Annotated in this window: 12 protein-coding genes; all 12 read left to right on the top strand. The window is 66.8% G+C overall.

The window, feature by feature from the left end:
• The first annotated feature begins 3 nt into the window (after nucleotides 1-3).
• A complete protein-coding gene (locus tag NN2_RS26420; protein ID WP_063016851.1) occupies nucleotides 4-1,962 on the top strand; it encodes an arabinofuranosyltransferase AftB family protein in 1,959 nt (652 codons plus the stop codon).
• A 288-nt stretch (nucleotides 1,963-2,250) separates the two neighbouring features.
• A complete protein-coding gene (locus NN2_RS26415) occupies nucleotides 2,251-3,255 on the top strand; it encodes an alpha/beta hydrolase (protein WP_245658854.1) in 1,005 nt (334 codons plus the stop codon).
• Nucleotides 3,256-3,623: 368 nt separating this feature from the next.
• Nucleotides 3,624-4,634 (top strand): alpha/beta hydrolase, encoded by a 1,011-nt coding sequence (locus tag NN2_RS26410; protein ID WP_063016847.1) that lies wholly within the window; start codon nucleotides 3,624-3,626, stop codon nucleotides 4,632-4,634.
• Between the two features lie 492 nt (nucleotides 4,635-5,126).
• Nucleotides 5,127-6,056 carry an alpha/beta hydrolase gene (locus tag NN2_RS26405; RefSeq protein ID WP_063016845.1) on the top strand — a complete coding sequence of 310 codons (930 nt, stop codon included), beginning with the start codon at nucleotides 5,127-5,129 and terminating at the stop codon, nucleotides 6,054-6,056.
• Nucleotides 6,057-6,289: 233 nt separating this feature from the next.
• Nucleotides 6,290-8,098, top strand: coding sequence for an alpha/beta hydrolase-fold protein (locus tag NN2_RS26400; RefSeq protein WP_063016843.1), 1,809 nt, complete (start codon nucleotides 6,290-6,292; stop codon nucleotides 8,096-8,098).
• 133 nt (nucleotides 8,099-8,231) lie between these two features.
• A complete protein-coding gene (locus NN2_RS26395; protein ID WP_169812448.1) occupies nucleotides 8,232-8,780 on the top strand; it encodes a DUF732 domain-containing protein in 549 nt (182 codons plus the stop codon).
• Nucleotides 8,777-9,769 carry a cutinase family protein gene (locus tag NN2_RS26390; RefSeq protein WP_063016841.1) on the top strand — a complete coding sequence of 331 codons (993 nt, stop codon included), beginning with the start codon at nucleotides 8,777-8,779 and terminating at the stop codon, nucleotides 9,767-9,769. The genes NN2_RS26395 and NN2_RS26390 overlap by 4 nt, the downstream gene beginning before the upstream one ends.
• Nucleotides 9,770-9,907: 138 nt before the next feature.
• Nucleotides 9,908-10,942, top strand: coding sequence for an LLM class F420-dependent oxidoreductase (locus NN2_RS26385; protein ID WP_030516807.1), 1,035 nt, complete (start codon nucleotides 9,908-9,910; stop codon nucleotides 10,940-10,942).
• A gap of 242 nt (nucleotides 10,943-11,184) precedes the next feature.
• Complete coding sequence (gene fadD32 / locus NN2_RS26380) at nucleotides 11,185-13,107, top strand: long-chain-fatty-acid--AMP ligase FadD32 (protein WP_193615461.1); 1,923 nt, start codon at nucleotides 11,185-11,187, stop codon at nucleotides 13,105-13,107.
• 375 nt (nucleotides 13,108-13,482) lie between these two features.
• A complete protein-coding gene (gene pks13, locus NN2_RS26375) occupies nucleotides 13,483-18,675 on the top strand; it encodes a polyketide synthase Pks13 (RefSeq protein ID WP_063016874.1) in 5,193 nt (1,730 codons plus the stop codon).
• Complete coding sequence (locus NN2_RS26370; protein ID WP_030516810.1) at nucleotides 18,672-20,216, top strand: acyl-CoA carboxylase subunit beta; 1,545 nt, start codon at nucleotides 18,672-18,674, stop codon at nucleotides 20,214-20,216. Before pks13 ends, NN2_RS26370 begins: the two co-directional genes overlap by 4 nt.
• A gap of 156 nt (nucleotides 20,217-20,372) precedes the next feature.
• Nucleotides 20,373-20,573: a DUF5988 family protein gene (locus tag NN2_RS26365; RefSeq protein ID WP_036497026.1), complete on the top strand. Its 201-nt coding sequence runs from the start codon at nucleotides 20,373-20,375 to the stop codon at nucleotides 20,571-20,573.
• Nucleotides 20,574-20,647: the final 74 nt, after the last annotated feature.

The raw sequence follows: 20,647 nt of genomic DNA, 5'->3' as shown, positions 1-20,647 counted from the left end.
GAGATGCTGGTAGCGGGAGACGAACATGGGGAGGGGGCAGACGCGGAGTCGTCCGATCGCGCACTACAGCGCGATGGCGATGCCGCGCGCCGCTTTTCGGTGCTCTCCCGCACGGTATTCGTCGGTGGGGTGATCGTCACCGTCGCGTTGTTCGGTATCGGTGCCTGGCAACGGCGCTGGATCGCCGACGACGGCCTGATCGTCCTGCGCACCGTGCGCAATCTGCTGGCCGGGAACGGCCCGGTCTTCAACGCCGGCGAGCGGGTGGAGACCAATACCAGCGCGGCCTGGACGTATGTGATCTGGTTCTTCAGCTGGGTCAGCGACGCCCGGCTCGAATACGTCAGTCTGGCTGTCGCGCTGACCCTTTCGCTGCTGGCCGTCGTCTTCGCCATGGTGGGTTCGGCGCGGTTGTGGCGCCCGGTGACCCGGACCGCGCCGACGCTGCTGCTGCCCGCCGGTGCGCTGGTCTACATCGCCGTGCCGCCGGCTCGCGACTACGCCACCTCCGGCCTGGAGAACTGCCTGGTCATCTTCTGGCTCGGCGTGCTGTGGTGGTTGCTGCTGCGCTGGAGTCAGGACGAGAAGCGCGGCCTGGCAAAACTTCTCGTGACCGGCTTCTGGGCCGGATTGTGCTGGGTGGTCCGCCCGGAGATGACCGTCATCGGCGGTCTGGCGCTGCTCATGCTCTTTTTCGCACCGGTGCCGCGTACCCGGTTGCGCCCGGTGCTGATTCGCGCGCTGCTGGTGGCGGTCGGCGGCGCGGTGCCGGTCGGCTATCAGATCTGGCGCATGGGCTATTACGGCCTGCCCTATCCGAACACCGCGGTGGCCAAGGAGGCCGGCGGCGCGAAATGGGGCCAGGGCCTGAAATATCTGTGGGATCTGGTCGGCCCGTACTACCTGTGGATTCCGCTGCTGGTCCTCGTCGTGGTGACCGCCGTGCTGCTGCGCGGACGGAGCCGCCGGACTCCCGATGCCAAACCGTCCGGCGAAACCGGACGACGGATCCGGCTGCAGCGGTGGCTGCGCTCCCCGGCCGCGGTGGTGACGCTGATGGTCGGCGGCGGTCTGCTGCTGGTGCTGTTCAATATGCGCGTCGGCGGCGACTTCATGCACGGCCGCATGCTGCTGCCACAGCTGTTCTGCCTGATGCTGCCGGTTTCGGTGCTGCCCGTGCGGTTGCCGGTCGGCGACCGTTCCGAATGGCTGCGGTGGTCGTTCGCCCTGCCGCTGATCGCCTGGGCCGGGACGGTCGGCTGGGCGCTGTTCGCAGCCAACACCACCGCCGACACCTCGGGCGGGCAGATCAGTGCCTCGGGCATCGTGGACGAGCGGATCTACTACGTCCTCAACAGCGGCCACGACCACCCGGTGCTGGCGGAGGACTATCTGGACTACCCGCGCATGCGGGCCATGCTGCAGGACATCGCCGCCACGCCGGACGGTGGCCTGCTGATCAACTCGCCCTCGTTCATGATGTGGTACGTCGCGCCGCCGCCGCTGCCGATTCCGCCGGGCGGGTACGGGCACACCGTCTACTTCCTCAACCTGGGCATGACCAGCATGAACGTGCCGCTGAGCGTGCGCGTCATCGATCAGGAGGGCCTGGCCTACCCGTTGGCCGCGCATACCGACCGGCTGGCCGACGGACGTATCGGACACGACAAGAACCTGTATCCGGACTGGGTGATCGTCGATACCGGTATGGTCGACCAGCATCCGTGGATGCCGTGGTTCCTCGACGAGAAGTGGGTGCGTCAGGCGCGGACCGCGCTGTCGTGCCCGCCGACTCAGGATCTGCTGGCCTCGTATCGAGCCCCGCTGACCTGGGATCGGTTCAAGCACAATGTCATCCAGTCGCTGCATTTCGCGAAGTACCGCATCGACCGGGTGCCCAAATACGAGATCCAGCGTTGCCATCTGGTGGACCCGACGACACCGCCCCCGGTGCCGAACTAGACCGCCGACGACAACGAAGAAGTCGTGTATTAGTCTCGGTTTGATAACGCCGATGTATCGATTTCACGATACGCTCGGTGACGGACGTCCGTCGGGGGCGCATCTCAGCATGCGCACGGGTGATCATTCGCAGAGAAGAACAGCGGTCGGACGGGCCGCGCTACGGGAAAGGCCGGACAGGGTATGCGAGGCGTGACTGTGCGATGGGTGCAGCAGAGACGTCGGAGACGGTCGCAGCAGCCGTCGGCGCCTCATCGAGCCGGGTGGCTCAAGCGGTCCGCGGTGGGCGTGGCTTTGGCGACGTTGCTGCCGTTCGGGGTGTCGGTGGCAGAGGCCGGACATGCGGCCGCCGCCTTCAATCCGACGGGTATCGACTTCTGGGTCGATTCGTCGATGGGCCCGATCAAGTCGCGCATCTTCCGTGCGGCCGACGGCAACACCGGACGGGTGGTGTACGCCCTCGACGGTATGCGCGCCCAGGGTGACATCAGCGGCTGGGAGAAGGAAACCAACATCATCCCGGCGTTGGTCAACGCCAATATCAACGTGGTGATGCCGGTCGGCGGTCCGTCGAGCTTCTACGCCGACTGGAACGCGCCGAGCAACTTCTTCGGCATCGACACCGGTTCGGCCGGCTCGTCCGGCTCGGCCTCGACCGGCTCGGCGATGACCGGTTCCTCGAACTACAACGAGACGCTGGGCAAGGTCAACACCTACAAGTGGGAAAGCTTCCTCACCCAGGATCTGCCCAATGCCCTCAGCTCGCGGTTGGGCTTCAGCTCGCACCGCAACGGCGTCTTCGGCCTGTCGATGGGCGGTAGCGCCGCCCTGACCCTGGCCGCGTACCACCCGGACCAGTTCAGCTACGCGGGCTCGTTCTCGGGCTACCTGAACATCTCGGCGCCGGGTATGCGTGAGGCCATGCGCGTGGCGATGCTGAGCGCCGGTGGGTACAACATCGACGCCATGGCGCCGCCGTGGGGCCCGCAGTGGTTGCGGATGGATCCGTTCGTGTTCGCGCCGCGGTTGAAGGCCAACAACACTCGGCTGTGGGTCGCGGCCGGCAGCGGCATTCCGTCGCCGCAGGACGCGGTCGCCCCGCTCGACATCGTCCAGGGGTCGCCGCTGGAGGCGTTGGCGCTGGCCAACACCCGCGCCTTCCAGGTCCGCATGATGACCCTGGGCGCCGGCAACGTGACCTATGACTTCCCGAACGTGGGTGTGCACAACTGGCACAACTGGGAGGACGAGGTCTATCGGATGCTCCCGGATATGTCGGCCAATATCGGCTGATATCAGCACGACTCACAGCCCCGCAGCGGATGTCCGCTGCGGGGCTGTGTCGTATGCGGAGCCGTCCTGACGACCTGTGCCGCAGATCACCTTTCGGACTATTTCCGTGTTGAATCATTCGGTCGCGCTACTCGATCACCGATACTCGATTGGTATCGAAGAACCCTGCAGTACAGCGGCGAGCGCCTTCGCCGAAACGCTTTGTCTGTGTTGTCCGGAACGAGCGGTGGTTCGTGCGGTGTGGGATCGGTTGCGACCGCCGCTTCTGGCGAAAGGCCGTGTCGATGCGAATTGCGCGCAGGAAGCCGTTGCTCGGAGGAAGGCCTGGTCAGGCGCCGCGTTCGCGGCTCAGGCGCTCGGCGCTGGGCATGGCATTGGCACTGTTGCTGCCATTGGGAGTTTCGGTACTCGGCAACGGCGCGACCGCATCGGCGGCATTCGACCCGTCGGGCTTCGACTTCTGGGTCGATTCTCCGGTGATGGGCGCGGTCAAGTCCCGTATTTTCCGGGCCAAGGACGGCAACACCGATCGCGTGGTCTACGCGCTCGACGGTCTGCGGGCACCCCAGACGTTGAACGGCTGGGAGATCGAGACGAATGTCGCGCAGGTGCTGACCGACTGGAATATCAACGTGGTCATGCCGGTCGGCGGCCAATCCAGTTTCTACGCCGACTGGAATGCGCCCAGCTCGTTCTTCGGCGTCCCGCCGAGCAATTTCGGTTCGGCCAACACCGGATCCGGTGCGACCGAGGCATTCCTGGGCGGGCCGGGGAAGGACTATCGCTATGACTGGGAGACGTTCCTGACCGGCCAGTTGCGCAATGCCCTGCGTGATCGGCTCGGGTTCCGGGCCAGCCGCAACGGGGCGTTCGGATTGTCGATGGGTGGTAGCGCCGCGCTGACGCTGGCCGCGTATCACCCGGACCAGTTCAGCTTCGCCGGATCGTTCTCGGGCTATCTGAACATTTCCGCCCCCGGTATGCGGGAGGCGATTCGGATGGCGATGATCGACGCGGGCGGTTACAACGTCGATTCGATGGCTCCGCCGTGGGGCCCGCAGTGGTTGCGAATGGACCCGTTCGTATTCGCGCCGCGCCTGATCGCGAACAACACCCGGCTCTGGATCGCCGCCGGCAGCGGTGTGCCGTCGCAGGAGGACCTGGGCCTGCCACTGCCGGCGGCCGCCGACCACATCATTCGCGGTGCGCCGCTGGAGGTGCTGGCATTGGCGAATACCCGGGCGTTCCAGGTGCGGATGGCGACGCTGGGCGCGACCAACGCGGTGTATTCGTTCCCGAATGTCGGTGTGCACGACTGGTTCAACTGGCAAGCCGAGGCATACCGGATGATTCCGGACCTTTCGGCGAATATCGGCTGAACATCCGCGACATCTCGGGCCCCGGCCGAAACCGCCGGGGCCCGAGCCATGTTCGGTGTTTCCTGGTGAAATTCACCGGCGCAGTAGTTGATTCGTCATTTCACGCTGTCATTTCCGGCCGGACGCGATAGGGTCACTGCACGATTACGAATGGCGCACGGGCGGATTTCAGCCACCCGGCGGGGTCCGTGTTGCTAACGATTGGGCGGTCGAATATCGTCCAGCGAGCGCAAGTGTGACCGTTCGTAGCCGCGGCGTCGCTCATGTCGAAAGGTCGGGTTCGACGTGGGTGCAGATCATGCCGTCGCTGACGGAAGTGGTCGTGGCGCGGCGACAACAGCAGACAGCAGCAGAAAGAGAGCAGTATCCATGCGTTTCGGCAGGTCGGCCGCGCCGGTTTCGCATTCGGCGCTCGCGCCGGAGTCAGCCCCCAGAGGGCGGCGAGGCGCTCAGCGTGGTTGGCGCACACGACTTCTCGCTGCGGGTGCCGCGATGGCACTCCCGATTGCGGCGGGCATCATGGCCCCGGCCGCCATCGCCGCTCCCGTTCACGCACCCGTGCACCAGACTCCCGCGGGCGGCTACGACGAACTGATGGTTCCGTCGAGCATGGGGCCCGTGAAGGTGCAAGTGCAGTGGGCGCGCAACGGCGGTAACGCGGCGCTGCTGCTGCTGGACGGCCTGCGTGCGCGCGACGACCGCAACGCCTGGTCGTTCGAGACCAACGCGCAGCAGATGTTCGGCAACGACAACGTCACCCTGGTGATGCCGGTGGGTGGCCAGTCCAGCTGGTACGCCGACTGGCAGGGCCCGAGCAACACCAACGGCCAGAAGTTCACCTACAAGTGGGAAACGTTCCTCACCAAGGAACTTCCGGACTTCCTCAGCAACTACGGGGTTTCGCGGACCAACTACGCGGTCGCCGGTCTGTCGATGAGTGGTCCGGCGGCGCTGCGCCTGGCGGCGTTCCACCGGGACCAGTTCAAGTACGCGGCCTCGTTCTCCGGTCCGCTGAACTGGAACGCCCCCGGTATGCGCGAGGCGATTCGCGTGATGATGCTCGACGCCGGCCGCTTCAACGTCGACTCGATGGCCGCGCCGTGGAGCCCGCAGTGGCTGCGTTCGGACCCGATGGTGTTCGCGCCGCAGCTGCGTGGTCTGCCGATGTACATCTCGGCCGCCAGTGGTCTGCCCGGTCAGTACGACCACCCGAACGGCCTTGTCGGTGCGTTCAATACCGGTAACGCCATGGGCATCGAGCTGATCTCGATGGTCAGCACCCACTCGTTCAAGGCTCGCCTGGACTCGCTGGGCATTCCGGCCGCCTACGACTTCCCGCCCACGGGCACCCACTCCTGGCTCTACTGGCAGGACGAGCTGGCAAAGGCCCGCACGGGCATTCTGGCCGCATTGAACGCCTGATCAAGGGCCGTAACAACAGCTGAACCCGGCGCCGCGCAGATCTGATCTGCGCGGCGCCGGCATGTTGCGGGCGGGCGCCGGTTGCGTTGTGCGCTGCGATTTCTCAGGTTTGCTGTCCGCGCGTCCTACCGCCTCGAGCCGTCCGGGCGCGGTACAACACTCCTGTGGCAGGTGTGGCATCTGGTAGACGGGGGACGGTTCGTCGCGGCCGCTGGGGCCGTCGACGACTCGCGATGCTGGCCGCTGCCGTGGTCGTGCCGATGGCTTCCGGAATCAGCGTCGCACCGCTGCCGGCATTCGCCGAACCCGCCGCGGTGCCCGCACCGGCCGGGGCGGTGATCGAGAAGGTCGTCTGGCTGACCGATCGCCGCGTCGCTCTGTGGGTGAATTCGCCGTCCATGGGTTCACCCGTCCAGGTGCAACTACTGCTGGCCCGCGACTGGAATTCCCGCCCGGACGCGCGATTTCCACTGCTGTTCATGCTCGACGGCCTGCGCGCTCAGGACGACGAGAGCGGCTGGACCAAGGATGCCGGGGCCGTCGACTTCTACGCGGACAAGAACGTCACCGTGGTGCTGCCCATCGGCGGCCAGTCGAGCTTCTATTCCGACTGGGTGCAGCAGGACAACGGCAAGAACTACAAGTGGGAAACCTTCCTGACCAAGGAATTGCCGCCCCTGCTGGAGAACCAGTGGCGCGCCACCGATGCCCGTGGCGTCGAGGGGCTTTCGATGGGCGGTACGGCCGCGATGTTCCTGGCCGGCCGCAATCCCGGCTGGGTGAAGTACGCGGCCTCGTATTCGGGCTTCCTGACCACCACGAGTGTCGGTATGCCACAGGCGATCATGTTCGCGATGCGCGACGCCGGCGGATTCGACGCCAACGCCATGTGGGGTCCGCCGACGAATGCCGAGTGGTCCGAACACGATCCGTATCAGCTGGCGCCCAAGCTCAAGGGCATCAGCCTGTACGTTTCCGCCGGCAGCGGCACCACCGGCGCCTACGACAAGCCCTCCGACATCCCGGGCATCAGCACCAATTACGCCGGGATGGGCCTGGAAATGCTGTCCCGGCTGACCAGTCAGAACTTCGTCGACAAGCTGAACAAGCTGTCGATTCCGGTCCAGGCCAATTACCGCCCCTCCGGCACACATTCGTGGCCGTACTGGGATTTCGAGATGCGTCAGTCCTGGCCCCAGGCCGCGGCCGCGCTCGGCGTGGAGGCCGACAAACCCGCCTGCGCGGTGAACGGCGCGGTCGCCGCGGCCGTGCAGATCGACAAGTGGCTGGGTGACTGCGTCACCGGCGAATACCAGGTGACCAACGGCAGCGCGCAGGACTTCAAGGGCGGCCGGATGTTCTGGTCGCAGACCACCGGCGCGCATGCCGTCGCGGGAGCGATCGGCGGGACCTACCAGGCGACGTCCGGACCGGGCGGCCCGCTGGGCTTGCCCACCGCCGCCGAACAGCCACTGCCGGACGGTCAGGGCCGTTTCCAGACCTTCCAGGGCGGTTCGGTCTATTGGACGCCGCAGACCGGCGCCCAGGTGATCCGCGGGGCGATTCTCGCCGAATGGGAGCGGCAGGGCTTCGAACGTGGCCCCGCCGGCTATCCGACCGGGCCGGAGGCCAAAACGCCGAACAAGGACGGCGTGGTGCAGGGCTTCCAGGGCGGTCCGATGTACTTCAGCGACAAGACCGGGGCGCACCGGGTGCAGGGCCTGATCCTCGGTAAGTACGCGCAGATGGGCTTCGAGAACAGCTGGCTCGGTTTCCCGGCCGCCGAGGAACAGCCGACCAAGGATCTGGGCCGCTACAGCAAGTTCGAGGGCGGCAACATCTACTGGAGTCCGCTCTCGGGGGCATGGGCCGTGCGCAACGGCCCGATCATGGACGCGTGGGGGCAGCAGGGCTTCGAGAACGGCAAGCTCGGCTACCCCATCAGCGACGAGTTCCCGGTTCCCGGGGGCGTGCAGCAGAATTTCCAGACCGGATTCGTCGTCGTGCGCGACGGCAAACCGCCCGAGGTACACGGAGCCTAGGGCGATAAATCACCTTTAAGTGGTTGATGAGGGTTCCGGCCATGGGATCCCTGTCCGCGCCGGTTGCCGTTAACCTGGAGCGCGACCTGCTAGGAGTTCTAGCCCTCAGCGAACTAGATCGAGGACACGATTCATGCTTCGGACCCGTCCGGTCGGAGAACGGTACATCGCCGGTGGCAAGGTCGCCGGCATCATGGTCGCGCTGGCGGCCACGGGACTACTGGCCGCCTGCGGCGGTAACGATTCCACGGCGTCGAGCACGCCCACGTTGAAGCCCTCCACCACGACCGCCACGGTCGCGCCCGCGCAGAGTGCGCCGAACAGCGCGCCGGCGGCGCCCGAGCCGACCCAGGAACAGGCCCCGGCCACCAGCACCGCGAACGAGCGTCCGGAGCCGGCGCAGCCGAACTCGGGTGACAACACGCAGCTGTCGGCGAAGGATCAGGCCTATCTGGACGAGTTGAAGAAGCGCGGGGTGAATCCGTCCAGCCCGGACATCGCGATCACCGCGGCCAACTACGTCTGCCAGAGCAAGGCGAGCGGCGCCTCCGATCAGGAGGTCAAGACGTTCGTGAACGCGATGGCGGGCACCGACCCGTCCTTCGATCCGCAGAAGATGTCGGTTGAACAGGCGGGCCAGATCTACATCGACGTCGCGACCCAGTCCTACTGCAACAAGTGAACGCGCGACGACGTTCCGGATACGCCGCGGGCGGTCCCGGCCGCAACCGGCGGCCGGGCTGTCTGCTGTTCGTGCTGATCGCGGTCCTGGTGGCGATCGTGGCGCTGGTGCTGTGGTTCGTGCTCGCGGGCCGGCTGCACGTCCCGAAGCCGGGACCGCCGAAGCCCGGTAAGCCCAGCAGCCAGCCGGCCTCCTGCCCGGATGTGCAGTTACTGGCGATTCCCGGCACCTGGGAGTCGAACAGCAACGACGACCCGCGCGATCCGACGGCCAATCCGGCGTCGTTGATGCTGCATGTGACCAATCCGGTGCGCCAGCAGTTCCCGGAGTCCCGGCTCGACGTCTACACCGTCCCCTACGTCGCGCAATTCTCCAATCCGATCGCGCTTCCGCCGGACGGTCAATCGTCCTACAACAACAGCCGGTCCGAGGGCACGCAGCGTGCGCTGGCGGAACTCACCGATATGTCGAAGAACTGCCCGCTCACCAACTATGTGATCGCCGGATTCTCGCAGGGCGCCGTGATCGCGGGTGATATCGCGGCACAGATCGGCGCCGGGCAGGGACCGGTCGCCGCCGACCAGGTTCTCGGTGTGACGCTGATCGCCGACGGCCGTCGCGTGAACGGGCCCGGACAGGCCGGTGAGATCGGGGTCTCCCCGCCGGGTGTGGGCGCGGAGGTCGCGCTGAAGGGCCTGTCGGTTCCGGGCATCACCATGACGGGGCCACGTGCCGGTTTCGGTTCGCTGGCCGGGCGCACGAACACCATCTGCGCGCCCGGGGATCTGATCTGCGACGCCCCGCAGCAGGCGTTGAATCCGGTGAATATCGTGCCCAGCCTGATGACCCTGGTCCATGCCGTGGGCAATCCGGTGCACAGCCTCTACAACACCTTCCAGGTGGACGATCAGGGCACCACTGCCACCCAATGGGCGGCCGCCTGGGCCGAGGGGCTGATCAAGGACGCGCCCCACCCGGCGCACGGCTGACGACCAGCGGTGACCGCGGTCGCCGGAGCTCCCGGGAAAAAGGTAAACCCGAGGGTCACTCAGATTTTGGTGAAGGCTGTAAAGTGCAGCGATGATCGCGCCACAGCGCACATCCGCACAGCCAGGAGCAGAGAGTTCATGACAGAAGCCGCCGCCGCCGGCGCGACCAGCGGTGTCGAGATGACAGCGCTGGGTGTTCCGGCGCGCGCGTTCCGATTCGCTGCTGCCGGTGAAGGAAATCAGCAGGAGGGCGGTGCGCGGAAATTCGTCAAGCTCGCCCAGCAGGCCGAGGAATACGGATACGACTCCTTCGCGATTCCGGACCACCTCGGCCCCCAGGTCGGGCCGATCGCCGCGCTCGGCGCGCTGGCCGTGGCCACCGACCGCATCCGGATCGGAACCTCGGTGCTGGCCAACGGTTTCCGGCATCCGGTGGTGCTGGCCAAGGACGCCGCGACCATCGACGTGCTCTCGCGCGGGCGGCTGGAACTCGGCGTCGGCGCGGGCTGGATCAAGAGCGAATTCGAAGCCGCCGGCCTGCCCTACGAATCGCCGGGCGTGCGGTTGGAGAAGCTGGACGAGGCGCTGACCATTCTCGATGTGCTCCTGCGCGGGCAGGAATGCCATTTCGAGGGCAAGCACTATCAGGTGCGCGGCATCAAGGGCACGCCGCGGCCGCGGCAGGGCCCGCGCCCGCCGCTGGTGACCGGCGGTGGCGGCCCCAAGATGCTGCGGCTGGCCGCCAAGCACGCCGACATCATCTCGGTCGTGCCGCGCACGACCAAGACCGGTAAGGGCCTGCTGTCGGGAATCACCCTCGAGAAGACCATCGAGAAGGTGAATCTCATCAAGGAGGCCGCCGGGGACCGGTTCCCCGACATCGAACTCAACTGGACCATCACCGCCGTCGTGATCACCGACGATCGCGAGCGCACGGCCGAGATGGCGTTGGCCGCCCTTGACAAGGGTTTGCACCCGGATCTCGAGGTCGATGTCCAGCTGTCGGTGGAAGACATCCTGAATTCGCCCTATGTGGCCATCGGCACATTCGAGGAGATCGCCGAGCAGATCCGTAACGTGCGGCGATTGACATCGATGTCCTATGTCGGAGTGTTTCCGACCCAGATGGATGCTTTCGCACCGGTGATCCCCTTGCTGCGAGAGGAGCCGTAGCGAGTCGCCACCGTGCAAGCCGGGGAATCGTTCGGCTCGCTCCGGAGACCGCTTCGGGGCCTGCTCTGTAACATGTCCCTGGCTCGAGTACATCTAGCCGATAGGTGGTCACCGCGCAGACCACCGGAAAAAGCTGCAGGCATGCTCTCCCACCACAGAGCGCCCGCGGGTGAAAGAGAGTCGGGGCCTCACAGGTAACAGCGGCCATGTCGCCGTGCTGCGTGTGCCTCGGAGGAGAAGGAATGACGGACGAGACTTTCGACGACTACCTGGACGAAACCGGGAACATCGCAATTCCCGAGGGCCGCACCCTGGTCGATTACGTCGAGAAGCACACCCGCAACGATGCGAACGATCTTGCGTATCGCTATATCGACTACTCCCGCGAGCGCGACGGGGAGTATCAGGACCTGACCTGGAAGGAATTCGGCGTCCGGCTGCGCGCGGTGGCCGCTCGCCTGCAACAGGTGACCAAACCCGGCGACCGGGTGGCGATCCTGGCGCCGCAGGGCCTGGACTATGTGATCTCCTTCTTCGCCGCCATCTACGCCGGCACCATCGCGGTGCCGCTGTTCGATCCGGACGAGCCGGGCCACACCGACCGCCTGCACGCCGTACTGGGCGACTGCAAGCCGTCGGCGATTCTGACGGCCAGCTCCTCGGCCGCCGGCGTGCGCCAGTTCTTCCGGCCGCTGCCGGCCGCGCAGCGTCCGCGCATCATCGCCGTCGACGCGGTGCCCGACACTCTCGGCGAGTCCTGGGTGCGGCCGAATCTGGCCGTCGACGACATCGCCTACCTGCAGTACACCTCGGGTTCGACCCGGACCCCGGCCGGCGTGGAGATCACCCACCGCGCGGTCGGCACCAACCTGCTGCAGATGGTTCACGCCATCAATCTGGACTGGAACTCGCGCGGTGTCACCTGGCTGCCGCTGTACCACGACATGGGCCTGCTGTGCGTGATCCTGCCGGCGATCGGCGGTAAGTACATCACCATCATGTCGCCGAGCGCCTTCGTCCGGCGCCCGGGTCGCTGGATCTCCGAGCTCGCCGCGGTATCCGACGGTGCCGGCACCTTCGCCGCCGCGCCGAACTTCGCCTTCGAGCACGCCGCGGCGCGCGGTCTGCCGAAGAACGGCGAAACGCTGGATCTGTCGAACGTGATTGGCCTGATCAACGGCAGTGAGCCGGTGACCACCTCGTCGATGAAGAAGTTCAACGAGGCCTTCGCCCCCTACGGGCTGCCCAAGACCGCGATCAAGCCCTGCTACGGCATGGCCGAGGCGACCCTGTTCGTCTCCGCGACGCGGGCCGAGGACGAGGCCAAGGTCATCTACGTCGACCGCAACGAACTCAACGCCGGCCGCGTGGCGAAGGTCGACCAGGGCGCGCCGAACGCGATCGCGCAGGTGAGCTGTGGCTACATCGCGCTGTCGCAGTGGGCCGCGATCGTCGACCCCGAATCCATCGACAGCCCCGAGGGCGCGCAGGAGCTGCCCGAGGGCCGCGTCGGCGAAATCTGGTTGCACGGCAACAACATCGGCATCGGTTACTGGGGTCGCGAGGAGGAAACTCGCAAGACCTTCAAGAACCTGCTGACCAACCGCCAGGCCGAGGGCTCGCACGCCGCCGGCACCCCCGACGACGCGATCTGGCTGCGCACCGGCGACTACGGCGTCTACGTCGACGGCGAGCTGTACATCACCGGCCGCGTCAAGGACCTGGTGATCGTCGACGGCCGCAACCATTACCCGCAGGATCTGGAGTTCTCCGCGCAGGAGGCCAGCAAGATGCTGCGCCCGGGCTTCATCGCGGCGTTCTCGGTGCCGGCCAACCAGCTGCCGGCCGAGGTCTTCGCCTCGGACAGCCACGCCGGTCTCAAGTACGACGCCGACGACGCCTCCGAGCAGCTGGTGATCGTGGCCGAGCGGGGCCCGGGCGCGCACAAGGCCGACCCGCAGCCGATCGCCGACGCGGTGCGCGGTGCGCTGTCGCAGCGTCACGGCGTGACCGTGCGTGACGTGCTGCTGGTGCCCGCCGGTTCGATTCCGCGTACCTCGAGCGGCAAGCTGGCACGCCGGGCGTGCCGGGCCGCGTATCTGGAGGGCACCCTGCGCGGCGGCTATCAGCAGCAGGCCTTCCCCGACGCACCGGACGAAGAGTAAGTCGTGTTCCCGGTGAATTCCCACCGTTCCGAGATCGGGGTTTCTCGTCGCCCCGGCCGGTCCGTTGGTCGCTGTGACGTGCCCGTTCGACGGGCCGGCCGGCAGCCCGCAGCGGTGTGGAATTCGCCGGGGGACGCGATCTGCCGGCGGGTTGTCCACAACCCGCGACTTATCCACATGACGGCGAATCGGCTGTCAATCCCCGCCCGCGCAACATTCGCACACAGGTAGCTTGAGGAATTGATGGCTGACAACGAGGGCACCCAGACGACGGCAACCACCGGCGACGCGAACGCCGAGGTGGAGCAGCAGACCACTGCGACCGAACAGAGTGTGACCGAACCGGGCGGCGCGGCGAAATCCGGCGGCACCGATATGTCGGTGGCCGAGCTGCGCGAGTGGCTGCAGCGCTGGGTCGCCGACGCCACCGGCCAGCCCGTGGAGCAGATCACGGTCGACCGGCCGATGGAGGAATTCGGCCTGGCCTCCCGTGACGCGATCGCCCTGGGCGGTGATATCGAAGAGCTCACCGGCGTCCTGCTGAACGCGACGATCGTGTATCAGCACCCGACGATCGCGGCGCTCGCCGAGCGGATCATCAACGGTGAGCCGGAGGCGCCGGAGGAGGCGGCCGACGACTCCTTCTACACCGCCGGATACCAGCCGGGGGCGGCGCACGATATCGCCATCGTCGGTCTGTCCACGCGATTGCCCGGAGCAGGCGATACGCCGGAGTCGACCTGGGATTTCCTGATCAACCGGGGCGACGGCATCCGGGAGCTGCCCGAGGGCCGCTGGTCCGAATTCCTGGCCGATCCGGATATCGCGGCGGCCGTCGAGAACGGCAATACCCTCGGCGGCTATCTCGACCAGGATGTGATCAAGGGCTTCGACGCGGAGTTCTTCGCGATGTCGCCGGTCGAGGTCGAGCGCGTCGATCCGCAGCAGCGGCTCATGATGGAGCTGACCTGGGAAGCGTTGGAACACGCGCGAATTCCGGCGAATACCCTCAAGGGTGAATCGGTCGGCGTGTTCATCGGCACCTCGACCAACGATTTCTCGTTGATCGCCGCACTGGGGCTGGGCAAGTCGGACGCCGACGCTCCGGCCTCGGCCGATGCCTACGCCCTCACGGGCGGCTCCACCGCGATCGTCGCCAACCGGGTGTCGTACTTCTACGATTTCCGCGGTCCTTCGGTAGCCGTGGACACCGCGTGCTCCTCGACCCTGGTAGCGGTGCACGACGCGGTGCGTGCCCTGCGCAACGGCGACGCCGACGTGGCGCTGGCCGGTGGTGTGAACATGCTGCTGGCCCCCGCGATCACGCTCGGATTCGACTCCATCGGCGCGGTCGCGAAAGACGGCCACATCAAAGCGTTTTCCTCCGATGCCGACGGCATGGTCCGCAGTGAGGGCGCCGGCATGGTGGTGCTCAAGCGCCTGGCCGACGCCGAACGCGACGGAGACCGAATTCTCGCGGTGGTAAAGGGCACTGCCGTCAACTCCGACGGCCGTTCCAACGGCATCGTCGCCCCGAATCCGGATGCCCAGGTCGATGTCCTGCGCCGCGCGTACCGGGATGCCGGTATCGCGCCCTCGACCGTCGACTACATCGAGGCACACGGCACCGGTACCCCGATCGGTGATCCGATCGAGGCCGACGCGCTCGGCCGGGTGGTCGGCCGTGGGCGCGAAGACGACAAGCCGGCGCTGCTGGGTTCGGCGAAGACCAACTTCGGACATCTCGAATCCGGCGCCGGCGCCGCCGCCCTCGCCAAGGCGATTCTGGCTTTGCAGCACAACGTCATTCCGCCGAATATCGGCTATGCGGGGCCGAGCCCCTTCATTCCGTTCGATCAGGCACACCTGAAGGTCGTCGACGAGCCGACCGAATTCCCGCGCTACAGCGGTACCGCCACCATCGGTGTCTCCGGATTCGGATTCGGTGGCACCAACGCGCACGTGGTCATCCAGGAATACGTACCGGCCGCCGCCACCGAGGTGAAAGACGATGCGGCGCAGGGTACTTCGGCCGAAACCGAGCTCGACGCCGAACTCGACAACGAGGCGACCGATGTGCTCGCCGGTGCCGAGGCCATCATCGAGGGCAACGATCCGCTGGCCGAACCCGAGCCCGTCGCCGAGGCTGCCGAGTGGACGCAGGAACGCACCGAGCCCCTGCCGGTGATCCTGCCGGTTTCGGCCTACCTGCCGTCGCGCCGTCGCCGGGCCGCGAGCGACCTCGCCGACTGGCTGGAATCCGAAGCGGGACAGGCGACTCCGCTCGAGGATGTGGCACGGTCGCTGGCCAAGCGCAACCACGGGCGTTCGCGCGGCGTGGTGCTGGCGAAGACGCACGAGGAGGCAGTGGCCGGCTTGCGCGCCATCGCCGCCGGTAAGCCGGGACCGGGTGTGTTCACCGCCGATTCCCCGGCCGCCCAGGGCCCGATGTGGGTGCTGGCCGGATTCGGCTCGCACCACCGGAAGATGGGTAAGCAGCTCTATCTGGAGAATTCGATCTTCGCCCGGACCGTGGACGAGGTCGACGAACTGGTTGTCGACGAGGCCGGATATTCGGTCAAGGAGATGATCCTCGACGACGCCCAGGACTGGGATGTGGGCACCTCGCAGGTGGGTGTGTTCACCATCCAGCTCGGTCTGGCCGCGCTGCTGCGTGCGCACGGCGCCGAACCGGCGGGCGTGGTGGGACATTCGCAGGGTGAGGCGGCCGGTGCCTACATCTCCGGTGGCCTCCCACTCGAGGACGCGGTGCGGGTGATCTGCGCACGCTCGCGGCTGATGGGCGAGGGCGAGCAGATGATCACCGACGACCAGGTGCGCAATATGGCCCTGGTCGAGTACAGCGCCGAAGATATCGAGAAGGTGCTGCCGGAGTATCCGGATCTCGAGGTGGCGGTGTACGCCGCGCCGACCAATACCGTGATCGGCGGGCCGCCCGACCAGGTGCACGCGATCGTGGCGCGCGCCGAGGCCGAGGGCAAATTCGCCCGGGTACTGCAGACGCGCGGCGCGGGACACACCTCGCAGATGGATCCGCTGCTGGGCGAGCTGGCCGCGGAGCTGGCCGGTATCGAGCCGACCAAGGTGACCACGGATCTCTACTCGACCGTGCACAAGGCGACCGTGTACAAGGCCGGTTCGGACCCGGTGCACGATGTCGATTACTGGGTGACCAATATGCGCGGCTCGGTGTACTTCACCAACGCGATCCGCCGCGCCGTCGACGCCGGCGTCACCACCTACCTGGAACTGGCGCCGAATTCCGTTGCGCTCATGCAGGTCATGGGCACGACCTTCGCCGCCGGTGTGCACAACGCGGCCCTGATCCCCACGCTCAAGCGTAAGGAGGACGAGGCCGCGGGCGTCATCTCCGCGCTCGCCCAGCTGTATGTGCAGGGCCATCCGGTCGACCTGGTGTCGCTGCTGCCCGCCGGTGACTACGCCGACGTGCCGCGAACGGCCTTCCTGCGCAAGGAGTACTGGCCCAAGGTCAGCATCGCGACGGGTTCGGGCAGCGGTCGCGCACCCGGTGCGCACGTGGCGCTGCCCGACGGCCGCCACGCCTGGGAGGTCGCGGCCTCGGCGGTCACCGATCTGGCCGGTCTGGTGAATGCGGCTGCGGCGCAGGTGTTGTCGGAGGTGGCACTGGGTGCGACCGTCGCGCATTCCCCGCTGCCGGCGTCCGGCACCCTGACCACGACGCTCACCCCGCATCCGGGCGGAGCCTCGGTGCAGGTGCACGTCCGCGAGGGCAATGCGTTCCGGCTGCTGTTCGATGCGGTGGTCACCGCGAGCGCGCCGTCCGGCAACGGAACTCCGGCTCCCGCGGTCCAGCCCGCTCCCGCTCCGGCCGAGACGGACAGCGGCACAGCCGATCTCGTCGTCGCGGAGAGCTTCGGCGAACGCTGGGATCCGAACGGTACGCAGACCGTCGAGGAGCGCCTGGCCACCATCGCCGCGGAATCCATGGGTTATGCCGTGGAGGATCTGCCGATGGAGATCCCGCTGATGGAGCTGGGGCTCGACTCGCTGATGGCGATGCGGATCAAGAACCGCGTCGAATACGAATTCGACATCCCGTCGCTGCAGGTCTCCGCGGTGCGCGATGCCAGCCTCAACGAGGTCGGCAAGGTGCTGCGCTACGCGATCGAGCACCGCGACCAGGTCGCGGCGATGGCGGAAAAGCAAGCCGCCGAAGGTGGTTCGCTCACCGTGGACGACAACTTCGTCGCCGCCGCGCGCGCGGCGATGGAGGCCGGGGAGGACCCGGCCGCGGCGGTGAAGCAGCAGGTGCAGGCCGCCGAGCCGAAGCCGGCCGAGACGGTTGCTCCCGCCGGCGACGCGGTCGATGCGAAGACCGGATCCGAGAACGGCACCGCTCCCGCGCAGGCGGCGGCAGTGTTCGGCGGCGGCCGAGACGCGGGCACCAAGGAACCGGAATCCGATGTGCCCCCGCGTGATGCGGCCGAGCGGTTGACCTTCGCGGCTTGGGCGATGGTGACCGGTAAGTCGGCCGGCGGCATCTTCAACACCCTGCCGATCCTCGACGAGGAGACCGCGGAGAAGCTGGCCGCGCGCCTGTCGGATCGGGTCGGCGCGACGATCGACGTCGAGGATGTGCTCGATTGCGAAACCATCGAGCAACTGTCGGATATCGTCCGGGTACACCAGGACAACAGCGGTGACGTCGAAGGATTCGTACGGCCCCTGCGGCCGCGAGCCGAAGGCTCGAAAGCTGTGCCGGTCTTCGTATTCCATCCCTCCGGCGGTAATACGCTCGTTTACGAACCCCTGCTGAAGCGGCTGCCGGAGAGTACTCCGATGTACGGCTTCGAGCGGGTCGACGGTTCCATCGAGGAACGGGCGCGTCAGTACGTCACCAAGATTCGGGAAATCGAGCCCGCTGGCCCGTACGTGTTCTACGGGTGGTCACTGGGTGCGGTCCTGGCTTTGCAGGTGGCACAGATCCTTCGTTCGGAGGGTGCGGACGTCCGTCTGGTCGGCCTGATCGACTTGGCTCTGCCTACCCAGGATGAGGACAACAGTCCTCAGGGACGGCGCGGCCGCATCGAGCGTTTCCAAGCCTTTGCGCAGAAGACTTACGGCATTCAAGGCGAACTGGACGACGAGATGCTGCAGGAACTCGCGGAGGCGTCCGACGAGGAGCAGTTCAAAATCGTCACGGATTTGCTGAAATTCGCTGACGTGAAGATCCCGGGTGGTGTCATCGAACACCAGCGTTACTCGTGGATCGAAAGCCGTGAGTTGGAGAAGGCCCAGCCGTCTCACTACGAGGGCGATGTCGTTCTCTATCTGGCCGATCGGTATCACGACGGCATGATCGAGCTCGAGCCTCGTTTCGCCGAACGCAAGCCGAACGGCGGATGGGACGACTACATCCCCAACCTGGAAGTCATCCACATCCCGGGTGACCACCTCCAGATCATCGATGAACCGCGCGTCGCGCAGATCGGTGCCGACCTCACCCGGAAACTGGCCGCGATCAGCACCGAAGCCGACGATGCGCCCGGGAAGGGAGAGCAGTGAGTACGACCGCCGAGAGGCTTGCCGACCTGCGGAAGAAGCTGGAACTCGCGCAGGAGCCGGCCGGCGAAGCGGGGATTGCCAAGCGGGCCAAGAAAGGTATCCCCTCGCCGCGCGAGCGGATCAACATGCTGCTGGACCCGGGTACCTTCGTGGAAATCGGTGCGCTGGTTCGCAATCCGGCGGACAAGAACTCGCTGTACAGCGACGGTGTGGTCACCGGCCACGGGCTGGTGGAAGGTCGGCCGGTGGCGGTGTTCTCCCACGACCAGACCGTGTACGGCGGGACGGTCGGCGAGATGTTCGGCCGCAAGGTCGCCTCACTCATGCGCTTCGCCGCCAAGATGGGTTGCCCGCTGGTCGGCATCAACGACTCCGGCGGCGCGCGCGTGCAGGAGGCGGTAACCTCGCTGCGCTGGTACGGCGAGATGGCGATCGTTCAGGAATCGCTCTCGGGTGCGGTGCCGATGGTGTCGCTGATCCTCGGCAACTGTGCCGCCGGTGCGGTATATCAGCCGATCTGTACGGATGTCGTGATCGCCACCGCATCCGCGCACATGTTCGTCACCGGCCCACAGATCACTCGCGAGGCCACCGGTGAGGACGTAAGCGCCGACGAGCTGGGCGGCGCCTACAACCAGGCCGATTGGGGCAATATCCACCACGTCGCCAAGGATGAGAAGGCGGCGTTCGAGTGGGCGCGCGAATATCTGAGCTTCCTCCCGTCGAGCTGCCAGGAGGAGCCGCCGATCGTCAATCCGGGCCTCGAGCCCGAGATCACCGAAACCGATCTGGAACTCGACAGCTTCGTCCCCGACTCCGACAACGCCAGCTACGACATGCACGAGGTGCTGCTGCGGATCTTCGACGACGGCGGCTTCCACGAGGTCGGGTCCGATATGGCCCGCAACATCATCACCGGTTTCGCCCGGGTCGACGGCCGGTCGGTCGGCGTCGTCGCCAACCAGCCGATGTACCTGGCGGGTGCGCTCGACGCCAAGGCGTCCGACAAGGCCTCGCATTTCGTGCGGATGTGCGATGCGTTCGAAATTCCGCTGGTGCTGGTTGTGGACACGCCCGGCTTCATGCCCGGTTTGGAGCAGGAGAAGGCCGGCGTCATCAAGCGCGGCGGCCGCTTCTTGTTCTCCTTCGTGGAGGCGACGGTTCCGAAGGTCACCGTCGTGGTTCGCAAGGCCTACGGCGGCGGCTGGGCGGTCATGGGGTCCAAGGCCCTGGGCGCGGATGTGTACTTCGCCTGGCCCACCGCCCGGATCGCCGTGATGGGTGCGGAGCAGGCGGTCGGCCTGGTCGGCCGTCGCCAGCTCGAGGCGGCGCCGGAGGATCAGCGTGAGGCCATCCGCAAACAGATGATCGACTTCTACAACGCGACCGCGGCCACCCCGTGGCCCGCGGCCGAGCGCGGCTACATCGATGCGGTCATCGAACCCTCGGCGACCCGCCTGGAGATCCGCAAGGCGCTGACGCTGCTGCGGGACAAGCGCCTGCAGCGCAACCCCCGCAAACACCACCTGCTGCCGCTGTAGAGCGGCACATGAGCGCACAGCGCCGCCCGCACCGCACGAGCGGTCCGGGTGGCGCTGTCGCGGGTATGCCGGGGTAACGTCCGGTTGAACGCCGGGTAGCGCGTGTCTTTCGTGGAATCGCTCGGTCGGCGGGCCGCCATATGAGAGCCTTCAGCTATGGGTAGCTCACCGAAGGCTGTACTCGAAGGCGGGCCGGCCGACCTGCCGCACCGCATCGTTCCCATCACCCCACCCGGCATCGAATTACGCGTGCAGAACGCCGGTGGCTACGAACGTTTCAAATCCACACCACGCCGCCAGGACACTCCCGAAGGCAATCTCCCGGTCTACGAGTGGATCGAACACGTCGACGTGTAGGCCCCGGCCCGGCAATCCCACATCGCTGCATACGACGACGGCGGGCGGCGCACGATATGTGCGCCGCCCGCCGT

Source organism: Nocardia nova NBRC 15556 (assembly GCF_001613005.1).
In the GTDB taxonomy this organism is placed as follows: domain Bacteria; phylum Actinomycetota; class Actinomycetes; order Mycobacteriales; family Mycobacteriaceae; genus Nocardia; species Nocardia nova.
Note: the sequence above shows the minus strand (reverse complement) of the source record. Positions and strands in the feature narration are given on the sequence as shown.